The sequence below is a fragment of the Lysobacter enzymogenes genome, from assembly GCF_023617245.1.
Taxonomy (GTDB): Bacteria; Pseudomonadota; Gammaproteobacteria; order Xanthomonadales; family Xanthomonadaceae; genus Lysobacter; species Lysobacter yananisis.
The window spans coordinates 3,600,308-3,624,883 of the sequence record NZ_CP067396.1 but is presented as its reverse complement, the minus strand read 5'-3'; the positions used below and the strand labels follow the sequence as shown (position 1 = coordinate 3,624,883).

3 protein-coding genes are annotated in these 24,576 nt (G+C 71.8%); all 3 read left to right on the top strand.

What is annotated here, in order from left to right:
* The first annotated feature begins 14 nt into the window (after positions 1–14).
* From JHW41_RS14775 to JHW41_RS14765, 3 genes are read left to right on the top strand one after another with little or no spacing between them, the layout of a single operon-like run.
* On the top strand, positions 15–22,580 hold the full coding sequence (locus tag JHW41_RS14775; protein ID WP_250442927.1) for a non-ribosomal peptide synthase/polyketide synthase: 22,566 nt from the start codon (positions 15–17) through the stop codon (positions 22,578–22,580).
* Complete coding sequence (locus JHW41_RS14770) at positions 22,577–23,524, top strand: ABC transporter ATP-binding protein (RefSeq protein WP_250442924.1); 948 nt, start codon at positions 22,577–22,579, stop codon at positions 23,522–23,524. Before JHW41_RS14775 ends, JHW41_RS14770 begins: the two co-directional genes overlap by 4 nt.
* A complete protein-coding gene (locus JHW41_RS14765) occupies positions 23,521–24,576 on the top strand; it encodes an ABC transporter permease (protein ID WP_250442922.1) in 1,056 nt (351 codons plus the stop codon). Before JHW41_RS14770 ends, JHW41_RS14765 begins: the two co-directional genes overlap by 4 nt.

The window sequence follows — 24,576 nt, the reverse complement described above, 5'->3', positions numbered from 1 at the left end:
AGTCAACGAATACCGTGAGCCTGCCTTACGCCGACCACGGCCTGGATCTTTCGAGCTCGCTCAACGACGGCAACGCCTGCGCGCAGGATCACGGCCAGCGCCGCGCGCTGGAATGCGCGGCGCCGGCGACCGCCGACCTGGCCACCTGCGTGGCGGCCTGGCATGCGGCGCTGCATTGGCTGCGCTACAACGACGAGCCGGTGATCACCTGCCTGCTCGGCCGGCGCGAAGGCAAGTGCTGGCCGCTGACCAGCGCGGTCGATGCCACCACCTCGCTGGGCGAACTGCGCGAGCAGGTGCAGCGGCAATGGCGCGAGGACGAAGCCGGCTGGCTCGATCGCGACGACGCCACCCACGTCGGCCTGGCCGACCAGCTGCGCTGCCACGCGGTGCTGCTGCACGGCGCCAGCGATCCGGGCCAGACCGAATTCGCGCTGATCCACGAGCGCGGCCGCTGGGTCGTGGATTGCGACGCCAGCCGTTTCAGCGAGTCCTACCAGCGTTTCGCCATCGGCCTGTGGACGCGCTTGCTGGCGGCCATGGCCGATCAGCCCGAGACCTTGCTGTCGGCCCTGGACGCGCTGTCCGACGGGACCCATCACGATGGCGCGGTGCGCGCGCACATGGCCGGCCCCGACGCGCCCATCGCCGGCAATCTGGTCGAGCGTTTCGCCGCGCGCGTGGCCGAGCACCCGCACAAGGTCGCGGTGATCGACGGCGAGGGCCGGATCGGTTTCGCCGAACTCGACGCGCTGGCCGAGCGTTGGGCCCAGGCCCTGCACGAAGCCGGCGCCGGGGTCGGCGACTTCGTCGGCGTGTGCTTCGGCCGCAACCGGCGCATGGTCGCCGCGCAGCTGGCGGTGCTGAAGATCGGCGCGGCGTTCGTGCCGATGGACGCGCAGCAGCCGGCCGCGCGCCTGCAGGCGATGGCCGACGACGCCGACATGCGCTTCGTCCTGGCCGAAGCCGACTGCGTCGCGCCGATCCGCGCCGCGCTGGCGCAGGCGCACTGCCTGGACATCGACGCGCTGCCGGCCGAGCGCGGCCCGTCGCGGCCGCGCCAGGAGCAGACGCTGGCCAGCGACGACCTGGCCTATGCGATCTTCACGTCCGGCTCGACCGGCCGCCCCAAGGGGGTCAAGGTCGGCCACGGCAACCTGCTGAACTTCGTCGGCCACATCGCCGAGCTGGTCGATGCCGACGACGTGGTCTCGCAGTTCGCGCCGTTCACCTTCGACGCCTCGGTCGCCGAGATCCATTCGACCCTGCTCAACGGCCTGAGCCTGGTGATCCTGCCGGCCGCGCTGATCGACGATCCCGAGCGCCTGCAGGCGTACATGAGCGAGCACCGGGTCAGCTTCTCGGCGTTCCCGCCGCAGTACGCCAAGCATCTTTCGCCCGAACGCCTGCCGTACCAGCGCACCCTGCTGACCGCGGGCTCGGCGCCCGACCACGAGCTGATCCGGCGCTGGCAGCCGCACCTGCAGTACGTCAACGCCTACGGCCCGACCGAGACCACGATCCTCTCGACCGCGTGGCACGCGCGCCATCTGCCCGATCCGCACGAACCCATCGCCATCGGCGAGCCGATCGCCAACACCGCCGTGCGCGTGGTCAACCGCTTCAACCACGCGCTGCCGCGCGGCGCCATCGGCGAGCTGCTGATCGGCGGCGCGGGCGTGACCCACGGTTATCTCAAGCGCGAGGACATGACCCGCGACAAGTTCCTCAGCTTCGAGCGCATGCGCTGGTACCGCAGCGGCGACCTGTCGTGCCTGGACGAACGCAACCGGCTGATCTTCGCCGGGCGCGTGGACGATCAGATCAAGCTGCGCGGCCATCGCCTGGAACCGGGCGAAGTCGAAGCCGCGCTGCGCCAGTTGCCGGGCGTCGGCGCCGCGGCGGTGGTCGCGGTGGACCTGGACGCCGGCAAGCAGCTGGTCGGGTTCTGCGCCGGCGCCGCCCAGCCCGAGGACGCGGTGCGCGCCGCGCTCGGCCAGGCGCTGCCGGCCTGGGCGCTGCCCAACCGGCTGGTGTGGCTCGACGCGCTGCCGCTGACCGTCAACGGCAAGACCGACTACCGCGCGCTGCGCGAGCGCCTGGCCCAGGCCGCGGCGCCGCAGCCGGAGCAGGGCGGCGAGGATCACGCCGACGAACTGGAACAGCAGATCGCGCGGATCTGGAGCGGCGTGTTGCAGCAGCCGCAGGTCTCGCGCGAGGACAATTTCGTCCACCTCGGCGGCGACTCGCTGACCTCGCTGGTGGTGATGTCGGCGCTCAAGCGCCTGGGCTACCACGCGACCTCGGCGCAGTTGCTGGCGCGCCCGCGCCTGGCCGACTTCGCCGAACTGCTGCGCCGCGGCGGCCGTCACGCCCAGCGCGACTACGCCAGCGTGCACGGCAGCGCGCCGCTGAGCCCGATCCAGGGCTGGTTCTTCGACCTCGACCTGGGCAACCCCGGCGACTTCTGCCAGACGCTCGCGTTCGAAAGCGCGCAGCCGCTGGACCTGGAGCGCCTGCGCCGCGCCTTCGCCCAACTGGCGGACTATCACGACCAACTGCGCGCGCGCTTCGTGCGCCTGGGCGCGCGCGGCCGCGAGGCCGCCTCGTGGCGCCAGGACATCCAGCCGGACGCGGGCGCCGCCGAAGGGTTCGAGCTGCCGCCGCTGATCGTGCGCGATCTTGCCGAGGCCGAGCTCGACGCCGCCGCCGCGCGCTGCCGCGACGAACTCGCCGGCGAACTCGATCTGGCCCAGGCGCCGCTGTTCCGCATCGCGGTGCTGCGCACCGCCCAGCGCACGCGCGTGGTGTGGGTGTTGCATCACCTGCTGGTGGATACGGTCAGCCACGGCATCCTGCTCGACGACCTGCGTCATCTCTACGACGCCGACGCGGCCTCGGCCCAGGACGTGCTGCCGGGCAAGAGCCTGGCCTATCTGGATTGGTCGCAGCGCCTCAACGCCGACGCCGGCCGCGAGCCGGCGCGCCAACTGGCGCAGTGGAGCCCGCTGCTGGAGGCGGTCGCGGCGACGCCGCCGCTGCCGATCGCCTCCGCGCGCGGCGCGGCCGGCGAAGCCATCGTCGGCGAGGTTGTCGTTGCAGAGCATCGGCTCTCGCGCGAGGACAGCCGCCGCTTGCTCGAACAGGCGCCGGACTGCTACCGCCAGAGCGCCGAGGAACTGGTGCTGGCCGCGACCTATCTCGCGCTGGCGCGCACGCTCGGCGCGCAGCGCGTCGCCATCGATGTGGAATGGCACGGCCGCGACGAGGAGTACGCCGGCGCTCAGGGCCTGGACCGCACTGTCGGCTGGTTCACCAGCGTGCATCCGCTGGCGCTGGCGGTGCCGGCGCAGACCGGCGCCGACGCGCTCGGCGACTGGCTGGTCGAACTCAAGGAAACCCGCGCCGCGGTGCCGGCGCGCGGCCGCGATTTCTACGCGTTGCGCTATCTGGCCCAGGACCCGGCGCTGCGCGCGGCGTTCGCCGCGTATCGCGCGCCGCAGGTGCTGTTCAATTTCTCCGGCGTGATCCAGCGCCAGCAGCAGGGCTGGCGCACCGTGCCGATGGCGGCGATCGAACTCGGCGCGGGCAACGCCAGCCCGTACGCGCTGTCGGTGGAAGGCGAGATCCGCGACGGCGAGCTGATCCTGAGCCTGTACCACGATCCGGCCGGCTGGCCCGGCGACAGCGCCGGACGCTTCGGCCCGGCGCTGATCCAGGCGCTGCGCGAGATCGTCGCGCATTGCTGCGACCCGGCGCAGCGGCGCTGGACGCCGGCGGATTTCCCGCTCGCCGGGCTCGACCGCGCGCAGGCCGCGGCGGTACCCGCCGACGCGCAGCCGCAAGGTCTGTATCCGCTGACCGACATGCAGCGGACCATGCACCGCCATCCCGACACCTACCAGGTGCAGATGGTCTATCGCATGCCGCGCGCGTTCGACGGCGAGGCCTGGAGCCGCGCGGCCGCCGATTGGATCGCGCGCCACGATTGCCTGCGCACCGTGGTGCGCGAGGTCGATGGCCTGGAGCCGCAACAGCTGGTGTTGGCGCATTTGGCGTTCGAGCCGCGCGTGCATCGCGCCGCGACGGGCGAGGGCGCGGCGCTGGCGCAGCGCCTGCAGCAGCAGGCGCGGCTGCAGCCGGTGCGGCTGGAGCGCGCGCCGTTGTTCGAACTGCAGGCCATCGACGACGGCGGCGAGCACTTCCATGCCTTGCTGTCGATCCATCACCTGATCCACGACGGCTGGTCGATCGACCTGCTGCTGGCCGACCTGCTGCAGAGCTACCGCCACCACCTCGGCGAAGCGGTGCCGCTGCCGGCCGCGCCGCTGGCCGGCATGGCCGACGTCGTCGCCCAGCAGCGCCGCCTGCAGGCCGATCCGGCGTGGCTGGCGCACTGGACCGGGCTGCCGTGGGCGCCGCTGTCGGCGCAGCTGCCGAGCGCGTTGCCGGTCGAGACCGCGGCGCAGGACACGCGCCTGTTCACCGCGTCCATCGACCGCGAACTCGGCGGCCGCGTGCGCGCGCGCGCCTCGCAGTCGGGCGTCACCGCCAACAGCCTGTGGCTGGCCGGCTACGCCTGCCTGCTGCGCTGCCTCGGCGGCCAGGCGCAGGTGCGCTGCGGCGTGATCCAGAGCGGGCGCATGGAAGACATCGCCGGGGTCGAGACGATCACCGGCTGCTGCGTCAACACCTTGCCGCTGGTACTGGACATCGACGGCGAACGCGCGCTCGACGCGGTCGTCGCCAGCGTCGACCGCCAGCTCGCGCGCATGCGCGAAGGCGCGGCGTTCCCGCTGTCGCAGATCCACGAAGCGGTCAAGCCGCGCCTGGACGACGAGCTGTTCGCGACCTTGTTCAACATCGAAAGCCACCGCTACGGCGAGCGCCAGGACGCGCCGCGGCCGCAGCTGGTCGGCGGCTACGAATCCACCAATTACCGCTTCATCTTCGGCCTGATCGAACGCCAGGACGGCGACGGCGAACTCGAATACGGCGTGCGCATCGGCTACGACGCCGGCCTGTTCGACGAGGCCTCCATCGCGATGTGGCTGGACCTGTACCAGCATCTGGTCGGCCTGCTGCTCGACGGCGAGGGCGTGCGCTGGAGCGAAGCCGAGTTGCTGCCGCAGGCCTGGCGCCAGCGCCTGCTGCACGAATGGAACGCCACCGACCACGCCTACAGCGACGACCGTTGCCTGCACGAGCTGTTCGCCGAGCAGGCCGCGCGCACGCCGCAGGCGACCGCGCTGGTGTTCGACGGCCAGCGCTTGGGCTACGCCGAACTCGACGCGCGCGCCAACCGGCTGGCGCAGCACCTGCGCACGCTCGGCGTCGGCCCGGACCGTGTGGTCGGCCTGTGCGCCGAACGTTCGCTGGAGATGATCGTCGGCGTGCTCGGCATCCTCAAGGCCGGTGGCGCCTGGGTGCCGCTGGACCCGGAACTGCCGGCGCAGCGGCTGGCGGCGATGGTCGCCGACATCGGCGTCGATCTGGTCCTGACCCAGCATCATCTGCGCGAGCAGGCGCTGGCCCAGCTCGACGCCGCGGTGCGCACGCTGGAACTCGACGCCGATTGGGCGCGGATCGCCGCGCACGACGCGGTCGCGCCCGACAGCGGCGTCGGCCCGGACGACCTGATCTATGTGATCTTCACCTCCGGCTCGACCGGCAAGCCCAAGGCGTCGATGAACCAGCACCGCTCGCTGGTCAATCTGATGCAGTGGCTGCAGGCCAGCTACGGCATGGACGCCAGCGACGTGGTGCTGCAGAAGACGCCGCTGTCGTTCGACGTATCGGTGATGGAGATCTTCTGGCCGCTGCTCAACGGCGCGACCCTGGTGATCGCCAAGCCCGGCGGCCACCGCGACCCGGCCTACCTCGGCGCGATGGTGCGCGAGCACGGCGTGACCACGCTCAACTTCGTGCCGTCGATGCTGCAGGTGTTCCTCGACGAGGACGAACTGCGCGGCTGCGCCTCGCTGCGGCGCCTGTTCGCCAGCGGCGAGGCGCTGCCCGGGGCGATGGCGGCGCGTTTCCTGGCGACGTCCGACGCGGCGCTGTACAACCTGTTCGGGCCGACCGAGACCGCGATCGAAGCCAGCGGTTGCGCGGTCGAGCGCGCCGACAGCGCGATCGTGCCGATCGGCCGGCCGCTGTGGAACACCCGCCTGTACGTGCTCGACGAACGCCTGCGGCCGTTGCCGGTCGGCGTCGGCGGCGAGCTGTTCATCGGCGGCGTCGCGGTCGGCCGCGGTTATCTCGGCCAGCCGCAGCTCACCGCCGAACGTTTCCTCGACAGCCCGTTCGTCGCCGGCGAACGCCTGTACCGCACCGGCGACCTGGCGCGCTGGCGCGCCGACGGCACGGTCGAATATCTCGGCCGCCTCGACCATCAGGTCAAGGTGCGCGGCTTCCGCATCGAACTGGGCGAGATCGAACACGCCCTGGCCGCGCACGAGCAGGTGCGCCAGGCGCTGGTGGCCGCGCGCGACGACGGCGCGCGCAAGCAACTGGTGGCCTACGTGGTGCCGCGCCAGTGGCCGGCCGACGACGCCGCGCGCAGCCGCCTGATCGGTTCGTTCGCGGCCAAGCTCAAGGCCGAATTGCCCGAGTACATGGTGCCGGCCGCGTTCGTGCTGATCGAGGCGATCCCGCGCAACGCCAACGGCAAGGCCGACCGCGCGCGGCTGCCCGAACCCGATCATTCGGCCTACGCCCACAGCGCGTTCGTCGAACCGCAGGGCGAGCTGGAAACCGCGCTGTGGGAGGTGTGGAAACAGGTGCTGGGCAGCGACCGCTTCGGCGTCGACGACAGCTTCTACGCCATCGGCGGCGATTCGATCCTGGCGATCCAGGTCGTGTCGCGCGCCGGCAAGCGCGGCATCGCGCTGACTCCGCGTCTGTTGACCGAGGAAAAGACCATCCGCCAGATCGCCTCGCGTCTGGGCGCCGCCGCGGCGCCGGCCGCCGCGCCCGCCGTCGCTGTCGTCGTCGATGCGAACGCCGAGGAGGCGAGCAAGGGCGAGCAGCGCTTGCTGCCGATCCAGGCGCGCTTCCTGCAAGCCGACCGCGCCGAACACGGCCGCTACGTGCAATACGCCGACGTGGCGCTGGCCGACGGCATCGGCCGCGCGCAATTGCAGGCGGCGTTGCTGGCCCTCGTCTCGCGTCACGACGCGCTGCGCTTGAAGTTCCGCGAAAGCGCCGGCGGCTGGATGGCGCAGTACCGCGCCGAGGCCTTGTCGGCCGAGGCCTGGGACGACGCCATCGTCGAGATCGACGGCGACGCCGCGCAGGCGCCGGCGACCGCGCGCGAGCACATCCACGCCCAGGTCGACGCGGCGATGGCCGAGCTCGACGTCAAGCAAGGCCGGCTGCTGCGCTGGCTGTGGTTGCGCGACGCCAACGGCTCGCGGCTGCTGTGGGTGATGCATCACTTGGTGGTGGACGTGGTGTCGTGGCAGGTGTTGGCCGAAGACCTCGCCACTGCGCTCGACCAGCTCGGCCGCGGCGAAGCGGTACGGCTGGCGCGCAAGGGCGCGACCGGGTATCAGGACTGGGCCGCGCGCCTGCACGATTACGCTTACAGCGGTGAGCTCGACGCCGAGAAGCGCTATTGGCTGGAACAGCTGCGCGCGCCTGCGGCGGCGTTGGCCTTCGACGGCGACGACGAAGCGTCCGCGCAGTCGAGCAGCCGCCAGCACGAGCTGCGCCTGCCGTCGGCATTGACCCGGCGCCTGCTCGACCAGGCCACGTCGCGCCACGGCCTGCGCATCCACGAGCTGCTGACCGCCGCGCTCGGCCGCGCGCTGGGTCAGTGGCAATCGGTGGATGCGATCCGCATCGATCTGGAAAGCCACGGTCGTCCGGATCTGAGCGACGTGCCGGGCTTCGACGGCGTCGACCTGAGCCAGACCGTGGGCTGGTTCACCGCGCTGTATCCGCTGCGCCTGGCGCGTCTGCGCGACGACCTGCGCAGCCAGCTGCGCGCCGCCGGCGCGGCGCTGGCGGCGGTGCCGCACGCCGGCATCGGCTTCGGGGTGCTCAACGAACTGGCCCGCGACGAGGACCTGGAACAGGCGCGCGACGGCCGCGAATCGCAGGTGCTGTTCAACTACCTCGGCGCGTTCGATCCGGATCGCGGCGGCAGCCGCATCGGCGCGCGTCGCCGCCGCAGCCACGCCTTGAACGTGGAAGGCGGCGTCGAACACGGCGCGCTGACCTTGCGCATCGACTACAGCGAACGCCAGTTCCAGGCCGCGAGCATCGCCGCTCTGGCCGCGCAGTTGGAGCGCGCGCTGGCCGAGATCGCCGACGACGACGGCGGCCCGGGCGCCGGTGTGGGCGTGGGCACGCAGGACGACGGCGCGTCCGAATCGGCGTGGTCGCTGGCCGACTGCACCCCGGCCGAGTTGCAGGACCTGCGCCGCCACTACCCGACGCTGCAGGACCTGTACCCGTGCACCGGCATGCAGCAGGGCCTGCTGCTGATGAGCGACGGCGCCAACCCCGACGGCGTGTACCTGACCCAGCTGCGGCTGACGCTCGACGGCGCCGATCCGCAGCGCCTGCGCGCGGCCTGGGTCGAGCTGGTGCGGCGCCATCCGGTGCTGCGCACGGCCTTCCTCGACCGCGGCGGCGAACGCCTGCTGCAGGCGGTGATGCGCGAGGTCGCGCTACCGTGGCGCGAGATCGATCTGAGCGCACTGGCCGAAGACCAGCGCGACGCCGAACTCGAACGCGCGCTCGACGACGAACGCCGCCGCGCGTTCGCGCTCGGCGAGGCGCCGCCGATGCGGGTACTGCTGGCGCGGCTGGACGCGCGCCGCCATTGCCTGGCCTGGACCCACCACCACGCGCTGATCGACGGCTGGTCGATGGGGTTGTTGGCGCAGGAGCTGTTCCAGGTCTACGCCGGCCAGAGCGAAGACGCAGCGCCGCCGCCGTACCGCGACTACATCGCGTGGCTGGAATCGCGCGACCATCAGGCTGCCGCCGATTACTGGCAACGCTACCTCGACGGCCTGCCGCTGGCCGCCAGCGCCGCGCTGAGCGCGCGCCTGGACGACGAGGCCGACACCGACGCCACCGGCCCAAGCGAGCAGCGCGCGCACGTGCTGGAGCTGCCGGTCGCGCTGACCGCGCAGCTCGACCGCGCGCTCAAGCACGAAGGCGTCAGCCTGGGCACCGCGATCCTGGCCGCGTGGGGCCTGCTGCAAAGCAAATACAGCGCCGAAGAGGAGGTGCTGTTCGGCTACACCACCAGCGGCCGTCCGCCCGAGCTCGACGGGATCGAGCGCATGGTCGGCTTGTTCATCAACTCGCTGCCGCTGCGCCTGCGCATCGATCCGGCGCAAACGCTGTCGGCGTGGCTGCGCCAAGTGCAGTCGATGCAGCTCGACCACGGCGACCACGGCTTCCTGCCGCTGGCGGCGATCCAGCGCGCCTGCGGCGCGCGCGCCGGCCAGGCGCTGTTCAACGCGCTGGTGGTGGTGGAGAACTTCCCGCTCGACCGCAGCCTGCCGAGCATGGACGGCGAGCAGCTGCGCGTGCTCGACGCTCGCGGGGTGGAGCGCAGCGATTTCCCGCTGAACCTGATCGCCTACCCAGGCCCGCGCCTGACCTTGAAGCTGGCCTACCAGCGCCGCCAGTTCGGCGACGCGGCTGCGCGCGCCATGCTCGACCGCCTCGGCCACCTGCTGGCCGGCTTCGCCCAGGGCTTCGACCAGCGCGTGGGACAGCTGTCGCCGCTGAGCGCGGACGAGCGCGAGCGCGCGGTGCGCGAATGGAACCGCAGCGAGGTCGATTACCCGTTGGATCGGTGCGCGCACGAACTGTTCCAGCAGCAGGCCGATGCGCTGGGCGACAGCGATGCGATCGTCTGCGGCGACCAGCGCTGGAGCTGGAACCGGCTGTCGGCGCGGGTCGCCGAGGTCGCGGCGTGGCTGCGCCGCGGCGGCGTGCGTCCGGGCGACCGGATCGCGCTGGCGCTGCCGAAGGAACCGGAGCTGATCGCCGCGATTCTGGCGATCATGCGCGCCGGCGCGGCGTACGTGCCGGTGGCGCTGGATTGTCCGCCCGAGCGCCTGGCGTTCATCGCCGGCGATGCGGGTATCGGCCGCCTGCTGACCGTGCGCGCGCACGCGGCGCTGGCCGACGGCAGCGGCTTGAGCGCGCTGTGTCTGGACGAGATCGATGCGGAGGCGACGGACAGCAGCGCCGACGTCGAAGCGCTGCAAGACGCCGAACCGCAAAGCAGCGACACCACCGCCTATCTGATCTACACCTCCGGCACCACCGGCACGCCGAAGGGCGTGGCGCTGAGCCATCGCAACCTGGTCAACTTCAGCCTGTGGCTCGGCGGCGCCGGACTGTACGGCCGCGGCCAGGGCTTCACCCAGTTCGCCCCGCACACCTTCGACGCGTCCATCGGCGAAATCTTCGGCGCGCTGCTGGCCGGCGCGACCTTGCACCTGCTGTCGGACGCACTGATCCAGGAACCGCGCGCGCTGGCCGCGTACCTGGGCGAACACGCCATCGCGTTCGCCGCGTTCCCGCCGCCGTACCTGCAGCAGATCGACCCAGCGCAGGTGCCGGCGAACCTGAGCATCCTCACCGCCGGTTCGGCGCCGACCGTCGAGCTGGCGCGCGCGTGGAGCGCGCGCTGCCGCTACGTCAACGCCTACGGCCCGACCGAAACCACGGTGCTGTCCTCGGCCTGGATGCCCGCGGCCGACGACGCCGAACTGGCGGCCGGGCGGCTGTCGATCGGCCGGCCGATATCGAACACCACGATGTACGTCGTCGACGCCGCCGGCCAGCTGTGCGCGCCGGGCCTGCTCGGCGAAATCTGGATCGGCGGCGCCGGCGTGGCCCAGGGCTACGTCAACCGGCCCGAGCTGACGTCGCAGCAGTTCCTGGACGATCCCTGGCGCGTGGGCGAGCGGGTCTACCGCACCGGCGACCACGGCCGCTGGCTGGACGACGGCCGGATCGAATTCATCGGCCGCCGCGACCGCCAGATCAAGCTGCGCGGCTTCCGCATCGAACTGGGCGAGATCGAGAACCGCCTGCGCGAACACGCCGGCGTGCGCGACGCCGCGGTGCTGGCGCACGGCGACGGCGCCGAGCGCCGCCTGCTGGCCTGGGTGGTGCGCCACGAGGACGCGCGCGCGCAGCCGCAGGCCGAGTTCCTGGCCGAACTGCGCGAAGGACTGCGTCGTGCGCTGCCCGAGTACATGCTGCCGCAAGCGACGATGGAGCTGGCGCAGCTGCCGCTGACGGGCAACGGCAAGCTTGATGCCAAGGCGCTGCCGGTGCCGCAGATCGAAGCGGGCGGGGAGGGCGAGTACATCGCCCCGCGCGACGCGATCGAAACCGCCATCGCCGAAGTCTGGGGCGCAGTGCTGAAGCTGCCGGCGCAGCGCATCGGCATCGACGCCGATTTCTTCGCCCTCGGCGGCCAGTCGCTGCTGGCGATGCGCGCCACCGCGCAGCTGCGCGAGCGCCTGGGCCTGGACGTCGGCGTCGCCGACCTGCTGCAGCGGCCGGTGCTGGCCGAACTGGCCGCGCAACTGCGCGGCGCCGCCCGCGACACGCTGCCGCCGATCGGCGCGCAGCCGCGCGCGGCCGACGCCGCGCTGCCGCTGTCGTTCGCCCAGCAGCGGCTGTGGTTCCTGTCGCAGATGCAGGGCGTGAGCCAGAGCTACCACGTGCCGGGCGTGCTGCGCCTGCGCGGCGCGCTCGACCGCGCCGCGCTGAAGCGCGCGCTGGATCGGATCGTCGCCCGCCACGAAGCTTTGCGTACCCGCTTCGAGCTGCTCGGCGACGATCCGGTGCAGCGCATCGATCCGCCGCACGTCGGCTTCGCCCTGAGCGAACACGACCTGCGCGGCCGCGACGACCGCGAAGCGCGCTTGCAGGCGCTGATCGAACGCGAAACCGGCGCGCCGTTCGACCTGGAAACCGGCCCGCTCGCGCGCGGCGCCCTGGTCGCGCTGGAGGCCGACGAGCACGCGCTGATCATCTGCATGCACCACATCGTCACCGATGCGTGGTCGCTGGAGCTCACCATCCGCGAGCTGGTCGCGCTGTACAACGCGTTCAGCGCCGGCCAGGACGATCCGCTGCCGCCGCTGGCGGTGCAGTACGCCGATTACGTCGACTGGCAGCGCCGCCACCTCGGCGGCGAGTGGCTGCAACGCCAGGGCGACTACTGGCGCGGCGCGCTGGCCGGCGCGCCGGCGCTGCTGGAGCTGCCGACCGACCGGCCGCGTCCGGCCGAGCAACGCTACGACGGCGAACTGGTCGGCGTGCGCCTGGACCGCGAGCTCAGCGGCGCGCTCAAGCGGCTCAGCCAGGACCACGGCACCACCTTGTACACCACGCTGCTCAGCGCCTGGGCGCTGGTGCTCGGGCGCCTGTCCGGGCAGCACGACGTGGTGATCGGCAGCCCGGTCGCCAACCGCCTGCAGGCGCAGGTCGAGCCGCTGATCGGCTTCTTCGTCAACACCCTGGCCCTGCGCGTGGACCTGTCGGGCGAACCGAGCCTGGCGCAGGTGATCGAACGGGTGAAGCAGCGCGCGCTGGACGCGCAGGCGCACCAGCAGATGCCGTTCGAGCAGGTGGTCGAGGCGCTGCAGCCGCCGCGCAGCCTGGCCCACACGCCGCTGTTCCAGGTCATGTTCAACTGGCTCGGCGAGCAGGCCCAGACCGTGTCGGCGCGCGATTTGCGCATCGAACTGCAGGCGCCGGATCAGGTCGCCGCCAAGTTCGACCTGTCGCTGGACCTGGGCGAAAGCGACGGCTGCATCGGCGGCGGCGTGGAATTCGCCACCGCCTTGTTCGACCGCGCCAGCGTGCAGCGCTGGCTGGGCTACTTCGAACGCGTGTTGCGGGCGATGGTGGCCGACGCGGCGCAACCGGCGCGGCGCGTGCCGCTGCTCGACACGGCCGAGCGCGCGTTGATCGCGCAGTGCAACGACACCCATCGGCCCGAGCTGTACGCGCAGACCTGGGTCGAACTGTTCGACGCCCAGGCCGCGCGCGCGCCCGAACGCATCGTCGCCGAGTGCGGCGAGCAGACCCTGACCCACGGCGAACTGCAGCGCCGCGCCGGCCGCTTGGCCGCGGCGCTGCGCGAGGCCGGCGCCGGGCCGGAACACGTGATCGCGGTGCTCGACAAGCGCGGGCTCGACCTGTTGGTGGCGATCGCCGCGGTGCTCAAGTCCGGCGCCGCCTATCTGCCGCTGGACCCGGCCCATCCGCCGCTGCGCTGGCGCGAGATCCTCGACGAGGCCCAGCCGCAGTTGCTGCTGCTCGGCGATTCGCTGGGCCACCTGCACGAACAACTCGACACCGGCGCCACCACCGGCCGCGTGCGCAGCCTGGCCGAACTGAGCGAAGCCGCGCCGGTCGATGCGCCGGCGCTGCCCGCGCCGGGGCTGGACGATCTGGCCTACGTGATCTTCACCTCGGGTTCGACCGGCAAGCCCAAGGGCGTGATGATCGAACACCGCGGCATGGTCAACAACATGCGCTCGAAGTTCGCGCCGCTGTCGCTGTCGAGCGAGGACGCGATCGCGCAGACCGCTTCGCAGTGTTTCGACATTTCGGTGTGGCAGCTGTTGACCGCGCCGCTGCTGGGCGCGCGCACCTGCATCCTCGACAGCGACACCGTGCGCGATCCCGAATCGCTGCTCGACGCGCTGGAGCGCCATGGCGTGACCGTGTGGGAACCGGTTCCGTCGGTGATGCAGGCCGCGCTGCCGTACGCCAAGCCGTTGCCGGCGCTGCGCTGGGTGCTGCCGACCGGCGAGGCGCTGTCGCGCGAACTGGTGGCGCGTTGGTTCGAGCAATACCCCGACGTGCCGCTGATGAACGCCTACGGCCCGGCCGAATGCTCCGACGACGTCGCCTTCGAACCGATCCTGGCGCCGGTGGCGCGGGTCGCGATCGGCGCGCCGGTCGCCAACGCCGCGCTGCACGTGCTCGACGACGCGCTGGAACCGGCGCCGCTGGGCGCGGTCGGCGAGATCGCGGTGTCCGGCCCGGTGGTCGGCCGCGGCTACTTCCATCGTCCCGACGAGACCCGCGCCGCGTTCGTCGCCAATCCGCACGCCGCGCACGAGCGCGACGGCCGCCTGTACTTGACCGGCGATCTCGGCCGGCGCCTGGGCGACGGCCGCATCGAATACGTCGGACGCAAGGACTTCCAGGTCAAGATCCGCGGCTTCCGGGTCGAGCTGGGCGAGATCGAAAGCGCGCTGGCCCGGCATCCGGCGGTGCGCGAGGCGGCGGTGGTGGCCGCCGCGGGCGCGCAGGAAGGCAAGCAACTGGTGGCCTTCGTGGTCGCCGCCGCGCCGGTCTCGCCGGACACGCTCAAGCTGCACCTGCAGGCGCTGCTGCCCGACTACATGGTGCCGGCGGCGATCGTGCTGGCGCAGGCGCTGCCGCTGAGCGCTAACGGCAAGGTCGATCGCGCCGAACTGGCGGCGCAGACGGTGCGCGCGCAGGCGCGCGGCGAACGTGCGCCCAACGGCCGCATCGAGGTCGCGCTGGCGCGGATGTGGCAGGACCTGCTGCAACTCGAACGCGTGCACCGCGACGATCATTTCTTCGAACTCGGCGGCCAGTGGCTGCAGGCGATGGGTGTGCTCGCGCGCCTGCGTCGCGAGCTCAAGGCCGAACTGACCCTGGCCGCGCTGCGCGAGGCGCCGGTGCTCAAGGACCTGGCGCGCACGGTCGGCGAGGCGCTGGCCGGACGCGGCCCGGCGCGGACCAAACGCGCACCGGGCTGGACGCCGCTGGCGTTGCCGGCGCTGCGCCGCTGGCAGTTGCAGCGCGAAGCCGCGCGCACCCGCCACGCCACCTGCGTGCTGCGCCTGGACGGCGGTTTCGACCGCGCCGCGCTGGAGCGCGCGCTGCAATTGTGGGCCGCGCGCTTCGACGCGCTGCGTCTGCGCGTGGCCGAATTCGACGAAGAACCGCTGCGCGCGCCGGCCGCGGCGCCGATGGCGGCGCTGCAGTTCGCCGATCTCGGCGGGGCGGACGACCGCGAAGCGGCGCTGGCCGCGTACATCGACCAAGCCGCGTACGCCGAGTTCGATCTCGCCGACGCCGCGCCGCTGCGCGCGAACCTGTTGCGCCTGGGCGAGCGCGAGCATGCCTTGGTGCTGACGGTGCACGCGCTGGCGGCCGACGGCTGGCAGCCCGAGCGCGCGCTGGCCGAACTGGCCCGGCTGTATCACCAGGCCGTCGAAGGCGAGGGCGATGCGGCCGGACCGGCGGCGCCGGCCGCGGCCGAGGCGCCGGCGTTGGCCGATGAACACGCCGGTTACTGGCGCGAACGCCTGGCCGCGGCGCCGGCGCTGATCGAGCTTCCGTTCGACCGCGCCCGCCCGCTGCGCCAGGACGACGAAGGCGCGGTGGTGCCGTTGCGCCTGGACGCCGAACTGACCGCGGCCGCGCGCGCGCTCGGTGCGGCCCACGGCGCGAGTCTCGACACCGTGCTGCTGGCGGCCTGGAGCGCGGCGCTGGCGCGCCTGTCCGGGCAATCCGACTTCGTCCTCGGCCGCACCCGCGCCGATGCCGCGCGCGGCGACGCGCCGGCCGGCGCCGTCGATCTGCACGCGCTGCGGATCGAGTTGCCGGAGACGGCCGACGTCGCGACCTGGGTTGCCACTTTGCAGACCCGCATCGACGTCGACGCGCTGGCGCCGGCGAGCCTGGGCCAGGTCGTCGAAGCGGCGCAGCCCGCGCCGGCGCTGGCACACACGCCGTTGTTCCAGGCGGTGTTCGACTGGCGCGGCGCGCGCGCCGACGCGGTCGCGCTCGGCGACTGCGCCGCGCGCCTGCAACGCCTGCCGCGCGCGCGCGCCGGCTTCGAGCTGAGCCTGGAACTGGGCGAAGGCGAGGGCGGCCTCAGCGGCGCGCTGACCTACGCCCGCGCGCTGCTGGATGCGGCCACCGCCGAACGTTGGGCCGGTTACCTCGAACACACCTTGCGGGCGATGATCGCCGACCCGGCCGCCGCGGTCGCGCGCCTGGACGTGATCGGCGCGGGCGAACGCGAACGCCTGCTGGTCGAACGCGCCGGCGCGCGCCGCGACTATCCGCGGCAGCTGCGCCTGCACGACCTGTTCGAGGCGCAGGCGCGCGAGACGCCGTACCGGATCGCGGTCACCGCCGACGACGGCGTGCTGACCTATGCCCAGCTCGACGCCCGCGCCAACGCGCTGGCGCGCTGGCTGCGCGAGCGCGGCGTGTGCGCCGGCACCCGCGTGGCGCTGTGCCTGGAACGCGGCGTGGACATGGTGGTGGCGCTGTACGCCACGCTCAAGGCCGGCGGCTGCTACGTGCCGCTGGACCCGGACTATCCGCGCGACCGCGTCGCCTGGATCCTGGAAAACAGCGCGCCGCCGGTGGTGCTGACCCACGCCGCGCTGGTGCCGACGGCTCTCGAAGGCCTGCCGCTGGACGGCATCGAGCTGCTGTGCATGGACCGCGAGCGCGAGTGGATGGACTACCCGCAGCACGCATTGGCGGCCGAGGACAACGACGCCCGGCCGGACGACGCCTGCTACGTGATCTACACCTCCGGCTCCACCGGCCGGCCCAAGGGCGTGGTCAACGAGCACCGCGGCGTGGTCAACCGCCTGCTGTGGATGCAGGAGGAATACGGCCTGGGCGAGCGCGACGCGGTGCTGCAGAAGACGCCGTACAGCTTCGACGTCTCGGTGTGGGAATTCTTCTGGCCGCTGATGGTCGGCGCCAAGCTGGTGATGGCGCGGCCGAACGGGCACAAGGACCCGGCCTACCTCGGCCAGGTCGTGCGCGACGCCGGGGTGACCACGCTGCACTTCGTGCCCTCGATGCTGCAGGTGTTCCTGGCCATTCCCGAGGCGGTCGCCGGCTGCGGCCGCGTCGCCCGGGTGATCTGCAGCGGCGAAGCGCTGCCGCTGGCGCTGGCGCGCAGCTTCCACGATTACCTGCCCAACGCCGAACTGCACAACCTCTACGGCCCGACCGAGGCCGCGGTGGACGTGACCGCGTGGCCGTGCCGGCCGGGCGACGCGCGCGCCAGCGTGCCGATCGGCCGGCCGATCGCCAACACCCGCATGTACGTGCTCGACCGGCTCGGCCAACTCGCGCCGACCGGCGCCACCGGCGAGCTGTACATCGCCGGCGTGCAGGTCGCGCGCGGCTACCTGGGCCAGCCCGAACTGACCGCCGAGCGTTTCCTCGACGATCCGTTCGTGCCCGGCGAACGCATGTACCGCACCGGCGACCTCGGCCGCTGGGCCGCCGACGGCGCCATCGAATACCTCGGCCGCACCGACTTCCAGGTCAAGATCCGCGGCTTCCGCATCGAGCTGGGCGAGATCGAGAACGCGCTGCTTCAGCACGCCGAGGTGCGCGAGGCGGTGGTGCTGGCGCGCGAAGGCGCCGGCGGCGACAAGCAGCTGTTCGCCTATGTCGCGCTGGCGCAGCTGCTGCCGGCCGAGGCGCTGAAGGAACACCTGCGCGCGCGGTTGCCCGATTACATGGTGCCGGCGCAGTTCGTGATCCTCGACGCGCTGCCGCTCAGCGCCAACGGCAAGGCCGACCGCAAGGCGCTGCTGGCGCTGGAGGTACAGGCCGAGGGCGCCGCTTATCGCGCGCCGGTCGGCCGGATCGAGCTGGCGCTTGCGCGGATCTGGCAGGAACTGCTGCAGGTCGAGCGGGTCGGCCGCGACGATGCCTTCTTCGACCTGGGCGGGCATTCGCTGCTGGCCGCGCGGGTGATCGCGCGCCTGCGCCGCGAGCTCAAGGTCGAGGTCAACATCGCCGAGCTGTTCGCGTTCCCGGTGTTCGAGGACTTCGCCCGCGCGGTCGCCCAGGCGATCGACAGCGAGCTGCCGCCGATCGTGCCGGTCAAGCGCGACGGCGCGCCGATGCCGCTGTCGTTCGCCCAGCAGCGGCTGTGGTTCCTGGCGCAGATGGAGGGCGTGGCCGAGACCTACCACGTGCCGGCGGTGCTGCGCCTGCGCGGCGCACTCGACCGCGCCGCGTTGCGGCGCGCGCTGGACCGCATCGTCGACCGCCACGAGACCCTGCGCACCCGCTTCGTGCTGGTCGACGGCGAGCCGATGCAGCGGATCGACCCGCCCGGCGGCGGTTTCGCCCTGGACGAATGCGATCTGCGCGGCGTCGCCGAGGCCGAGGCGCGCCTGCGCGAACTGATGGACGCGGAAGCCTGCGCGCCGTTCGACCTCGCCGCCGGCCCGATGGTGCGCGGCCGCCTGGTCGCGCTGGCCGACGACGACCACGCTGTGCTGATCACCCAACACCACATCGTCACCGACGAGTGGTCGCTGGACGTGACCCTGCGCGAGTTCGGCGCGCTCTACAACGCCTACCGCGGCGGCGGCGAAGACCCGCTGCCGGCGCTGCCGGTGCAGTACGCCGACTACGCCGCCTGGCAGCACGCCTGGCTCTCGGGCGAGCGCCTGCAGTCGCAGGTCGACTACTGGGCGCAGGCGCTGGCCGGCGCGCCGGCGCTGCTGGAACTGCCGACCGACCGGCCGCGTCCGGCGCAACAGGCGTACGACGGCGCGGTCTACGAGTTCGAGCTCGACCGCGAACTGACCGACGCGCTGAAGGCGCTGAGCCGGCGCTGCGACGCGACCTTGTTCATGACCTTGCTGGCGGCGTGGTCGGTGGTGCTCGGGCGCCTGTCCGGGCAGCGCGACCTGGTGGTCGGCAGCCCGATCGCCAACCGCATGCAGGTCGAGATCGAGCCGTTGATCGGCTTGTTCATCAACACCCTGGCGCTGCGCGTGGATCTGTCCGCCGACCCCAGCGGCGAGCAACTGCTGGAGCAGGTGCGCCAGCGCACCCTCAGCGCCCAGCGCCACCAGCAGATGCCGTTCGAGCAGGTGGTCGAGGTGGTGCAGCCGCCGCGCAGCCTGGCCTACAGCTCGATCTTCCAGGTGATGATCAACTGGAAGCCCGAGGCGACCCAGGCGCTGCAGCTCGACGGCCTGGCCCTGGCGCCGCAGCGCGCGCCGTACGTGCTGTCCAAGTTCGACCTGACCCTGGATCTGGCCGAGGCCGACGGTCGCATCGTCGGCAGCATGGAGTACGCGACCGCGCTGTTCGACCGCGACACCATCGCCCGCCACGTCGGTTACCTGACCCGCGTGCTGCAGGCGCTGGCCGCCGACGCCTCGCGCCCGGTGCGCGCGATCGAATTGCTCGGCGACGACGAAAAGGCGCTGCTGCACGGCTTCAACGACACCTACCGGCCGGAACTGATCGACCGCACCTGGCCGCGCATGTTCCTCGATCAGGTCGCGCTGACGCCCGAGCGCATCGCGGTGGAGTGCGAACAGCACCGACTCACCTACGCCGAACTGGAAGCGCGTTCGGCCGCGCTGGCGCAGACCCTGCGCGCGCAGGGCGCCGGCCCCGGCAGCATCGTCGCGCTGCTGGACCAGCGCGGCACCGATCTGCTGACGATGATCGTCGCCACCTTGCGCGCGGGCGCGGCCTACCTGCCGCTGGACCCGACCCATCCGCCGCAGCGCTGGCTGGAGATCCTCGACGAGGCCCAGCCGGGCCTGCTGTGGGTCGGCGAGGCGCTGGCGATGGAGCGGCGCTGGCTCAAGCGCAAGTGGAAGGGCGAGCGCGTGCGCAGCCTGGCCGAGCTCGACGCGGCCGCCGTCGCCGATCCGGCGCCGCTGCCGCTGCCGGCGCTGGACGATCTGGCCTACGTGATCTTCACCTCGGGTTCGACCGGCAAGCCCAAGGGCGTGATGATCGAACACCGAGGCATGATCAACAACATGCGCTCGAAGTTCGCGCCGCTGTCGCTGTCGGGCGAGGACGTGATCGCGCAGACCGCCTCGCAGTGCTTCGACATCTCGGTGTGGCAGTTCCTGACCGCGCCGCTGCTGGGCGCGCGGGTGTCGATCATCGGCAGCGAGACCACCCGCGACCCGGGCGCGCTGCTCGACCGGCTCGATGCGCAGGGCGTGACCGTGTGGGAACCGGTGCCGTCGGTGATGCAGGCGGTGCTGCCGTACCGCAAGCCGCTGCCGGCGCTGCGCTGGGTGCTGCCGACCGGCGAAGCGCTGCCGCGCGAACTGGTGACGCGCTGGTTCGAGCAATACCCCGACGTGCCGCTGATGAACGCCTACGGCCCGGCCGAGTGTTCCGACGACGTGTCGTTCCAGCCGATCCTCGGGCCGGTGGAGCGGGTGCTGATCGGTACGCCGGTGGCCAATGCGCACCTGCACATCGTCGACGAGCAACTGCGCCTGGTGCCGCTGGGCGCGGTCGGCGAGATCGGCGTGTCCGGCCCGGTGGTCGGGCGCGGCTACCTCAACCGGCCGGACGAGACCGAAAGCAAGTTCCGTCCCAATCCGTACGCGCGCCACGAGGCCGACCGGCGCCTGTACCTCACCGGCGATCTCGGCCGGCGCCTGCCCGACGGCGGCATCGAATACGTCGGGCGCAAGGACTTCCAGGTCAAGATCCGCGGCTTCCGCATCGAGCTGGGCGAGATCGAAAGCTGCCTGGCCCAGCACCCGGCGGTGACCGAGGCGATCGTCACCGCGCGCGAGCTTGGCCACGGCGACAAGCAACTGGTGGCCTACGTGGTCCAGGACGGCGGCGTCGGCGTGGAAGCGCTCAAGGCCCACCTGCGCAACGCCTTGCCGGACTACATGGTGCCGGCGGCGATCGTGATGCTGGAGGCGATGCCGCTCAACGCCAACGGCAAGGTCGACCGCAACGCGCTGCCGGCGCCGTCGATGGCGGCGCTGCAGCAGGCTGAGTACGAAGCGCCGGCCAGCGCGGCCGAGCGCGCCATCGCCGAGACCTGGCAGGAACTGCTGGAGCTGCCGCAGGTCGGCCGCGACGACAGTTTCTTCGAGCTCGGCGGCAACTCGATCCTGCTGATCCGCATGCTCGGCCGCCTGCGCGAGCGCGACCTGGACTTCAGCGTCACCGACGTCTACCAGCTGCGTACGGTCAAGGCGCTGGCCGAAGCCGCGGCGCCGCGCGCGGTCGGCGTGGACGAATGGCTGCGCGCGCAGGGCTGGGCGCACCGACGCGTGGCGTTGGACCCGACCGGGCAGGCGCGCAGCGCGCTGCTGCTGGCGCGCGAAGGCGACGAACCGGCGCGGCGCGGCGAATTGCAGCGGGTGCTGGCGGCGGCCGAGGACGCGCCAGATTTCGTCCGCATCGAGGACGATCCGGACGCGGTCGCGGCGACGCTCGAATCCGCGGGGCTGGCGGCATCGGCCTTGCCGGCGCCGGCACTGCCGGCGGTGGCGCGGTTCGATGCGCAACGCGCGCAGTGGCGCGAAGCCCTGCGCGCCGCGCCGGCGGCCGAAGCCTTCGGCTTCGGCGCGATGCAGCGCAGCCTGCTGGCCTGGAACCGCCGCGACAGCGTCGAGGTGTTCGAGATCGCCGGCTGGTATGGCGCCGAGGAACTGCGCGCAGGTTTCGCCGCGCTGTGCGCCGAACAGGAACTGCTGCGGGCGATGCCGGACGTGCAGGACGCGCAGTGGCGCCTGCTCGCGCCGCAGGCGCTGGCGGCCGCGCCGCTGCCGCACCTGGACCTGCGCGGCGCCGACCGCCTGCGCCAGGATCTGGAGCTGGCCGAACTGGTCGAATCGCTGCACCGCGACGGCAGCGGCGCGCCGCTGGCGTACAGCGCCGGCTGGGTGTCGTTGTCGGATACCCGCCATTGCCTGGTGTTCGCGGTCGATCACCTGATCTGGGACGGCGTGTCGGCGCGGGTGCTGCGCGAACGCCTGCTGCAACACCTGTGGCGACAGGCGCAGGCGCCCAAGCACGGCTATCGCGATTACTTGCAGGCGGTGCAGGCCGCGTGCACGGCGCAAGCGCGCGACGCCGCCGATCAAGTGCTCGGACACGCCGCGTTGGCGCAGGCGCTGGAAGCGACCGCGCGGCGTCTGCAAGCCCGCGCCGCACAGCCGCTGCGCGTGTTCACGGCCAGCGTGCCGGTGGCCGCGAAGTCCACCGCCGCCGAGCAGGCGTTCGAGACCTTCAAGCGCTGGGCGTTGGGGCTGACCGGGCTGGAACGGGTCAGCATCGTGCTCAACCACCACGGCCGCGAACTGGGCGAGCGCGCTTACTTCGACGTGTTCGGCCTGTTCCTGGACAAGATCCCGTTCGCGGTCGCCGCCGACACCAGCCTGGTGGAGCTGTCCGACCGCACCGCGTTCCTGCAGAGCCAGGGCTTGCACTACGCGACCCTGGAAGCCGCCGGCGCGGGCCCGACGCGCGCGCCGACCCTACCGGCGCTGGCCGAGGAAGTGCAGTTCAACTTCCAGACCGAGGCCGCGTCCGCGCTCGCCGCCGGCCTGGATGAGGACTACCTGCTGGCCAAGCTCGGCGATTTCCGCGGCCTGCTGTTCGAGGCCGCGGTCGCCGACGGACGTTTGATCGTGCACTGCGCCTGCCGCAGCGACGACCCCGAGGCGGCGCAGGCCGCGCTCGAAGCCGCCTGCCGCGGCGAAATCCTCGCCGCGGCGGCCGAACCCGAATCGCTGGAGGCTCCATGATCCACTCGCTCGAAGTGCACGATGTCCGCAAGAGCTACGGCGATTTCCAGGCCGTCAAAGGCATGAGCTTCAAGGTCCGCCAGGGCAGTTGCTTCGGCATCCTCGGTCCCAACGGCGCCGGCAAGACCACCTTGCTGGGCATGATCGAGGGGATCGTGCCGATCACCTCCGGCTCGATAAACCTGCTCGGCATGGACGTGGCCACGCAGATCCGCAAGATCCAGCCGCGCATCGGCGTGCAGCTGCAGCAGAACAACTACTTCCAGTTCCTCAGCGTGGCCCAGCTGCTGAAGTTCTACCAGCAGCTGCGCCGCGCCGGCGGGCCGCCGCGCAAGGGCCAGTCGATCGAGTGGCTGCTGCAGCGGCTGGGGCTCAGCGACAAGCTCAAGTTCAAGGTCGACGAGCTGTCGGGCGGGCAGAAGCAGCGCCTGTCGATCGCCATCGCCCTGCTCGAGGATCCGGACGTGATCTTCCTCGACGAGCCGACCTCGGCGCTGGACCCGCACAGCCGCCACCTGACCTGGGAGTTCATCGAGCAGCTCAAGCAGGACCCGAACAAGACCGTGATCCTGACCACGCACTACATGGAAGAGGCCGAGCGCCTGTGCGACGAGATCATGATCATGAACGACGGTCGGGTCATCGCCCAGGGCAACCCGGCCGAGCTGGTCAGCGGCATGCAGGCGCGCCAGGCGATCCAGTTCCAGTTCGCCAAGGGCCAGTTCAAGCTCGAATACGTGCAGGACCTGGCCGACGCCACCGACCTGCACTGGGACGATCAGACCGATCGCCTGCGCGTGACCACGCGCGAGGTGGCGCAGACCATGCGCAGCATCCTGGAACGGAGCCAGAGCCAGCGCATCGACGTCATCAACTTCGACATCGACCGTCCCAGCCTCGAGGACGTGTTCCTTTCGCACACCGTCAAGGACCCGCGCGAATGATCGGCAAGACCTGGGTGTTCTTCAAACTGCGCATGCTGCAGATCTCCTACGACAAGAGCGCGCTGTTCTTCTGCTACGTGCTGCCGGTGCTGCTGCTGCTGGGCGTGGGTTACGCCGGCGATTCGCGCATCGCCCTGGCCTACGGCGGCGACGTCGCCACGGCCGAGGCCAAGGCGCTGGTGGCCTACCTGGACAAGCACGAGTTGGTGAAGCTGGAGCGCTACGCGGACGCCGCCACGCCGGCGCGCGAGGCGCTGCAGAACAACCAGCTCAAGCACTACCTGGAGTTCGCCGCGCCCGGCGCCGGCGCGCCGGCGCGCCTGTACGCCAACTCGCTGGCCGAGAACCGGGTCGAGAACACCGCGCTGCAGAGCGTGCTCGACGGCTACTACCGCAAGGGCGCGGCGCCGGCCGGGCCGCAGCAGGAGACCGTGGCGATCGGCAAGTTCGGTTCCAAGATCATCAGCCTGCTGCCGGGCCTGATCGGCATGACCTTGCTGATCGTCGGCCTCAACGGCTTCGGCGCGCTGCTGATCGAGGAAGAGCACCACGGTCTGTACAAGAACATCAAGACCATCGACGTCTCGCCGGTGCCGTTCCTGGCCGGGCTGTTCATGTCGCGGATGATGATCGCCTACAGCGTCGCGGCCTCGCTGTACCTGCTGGGCATCTTCGTGTTCGGGGTGCCGTTCGACATCAACTATTTGCTGCTGCTGTTCGTGCTGACCCTCGGCGCGGTGTCGTTCCTGGCCATGGGCCTGGCCTTCGCCACGATCAGCCCGTCGGTGACCGCCTTCACCGGCATCACCAACTTCGTGCAGATGCCGCTGATCCTGCTGGGCGGGGTGTTCTTCTCGGTCAAGGCGCTGCCCGAATGGGTGCAGTGGATCGCGGTCGGCACGCCGCTGGCGCAGTTCAACACCGCGCTGCAGGCGATCCTGTTCGATTCGGTGGGCTTCGCCGACCTGGGCAAGGTGCTGCCGCAGGTCGCCGGCCTGATGGGCTGGTCGGCGCTGGCGCTGCTGGTGGCGCGCTTTCGCTTTCGCTGGTAA

Bases quoted from the DNA above. Each gene is read 5' to 3' on its own strand.
- JHW41_RS14770 (WP_250442924.1), top strand. From the start codon at position 22,577: ATGATCCACTCGCTCGAAGTGCACGATGTCCGCAAGAGCTACGGCGAT.
- JHW41_RS14765 (WP_250442922.1), top strand. From the start codon at position 23,521: ATGATCGGCAAGACCTGGGTGTTCTTCAAACTGCGCATGCTGCAGATC.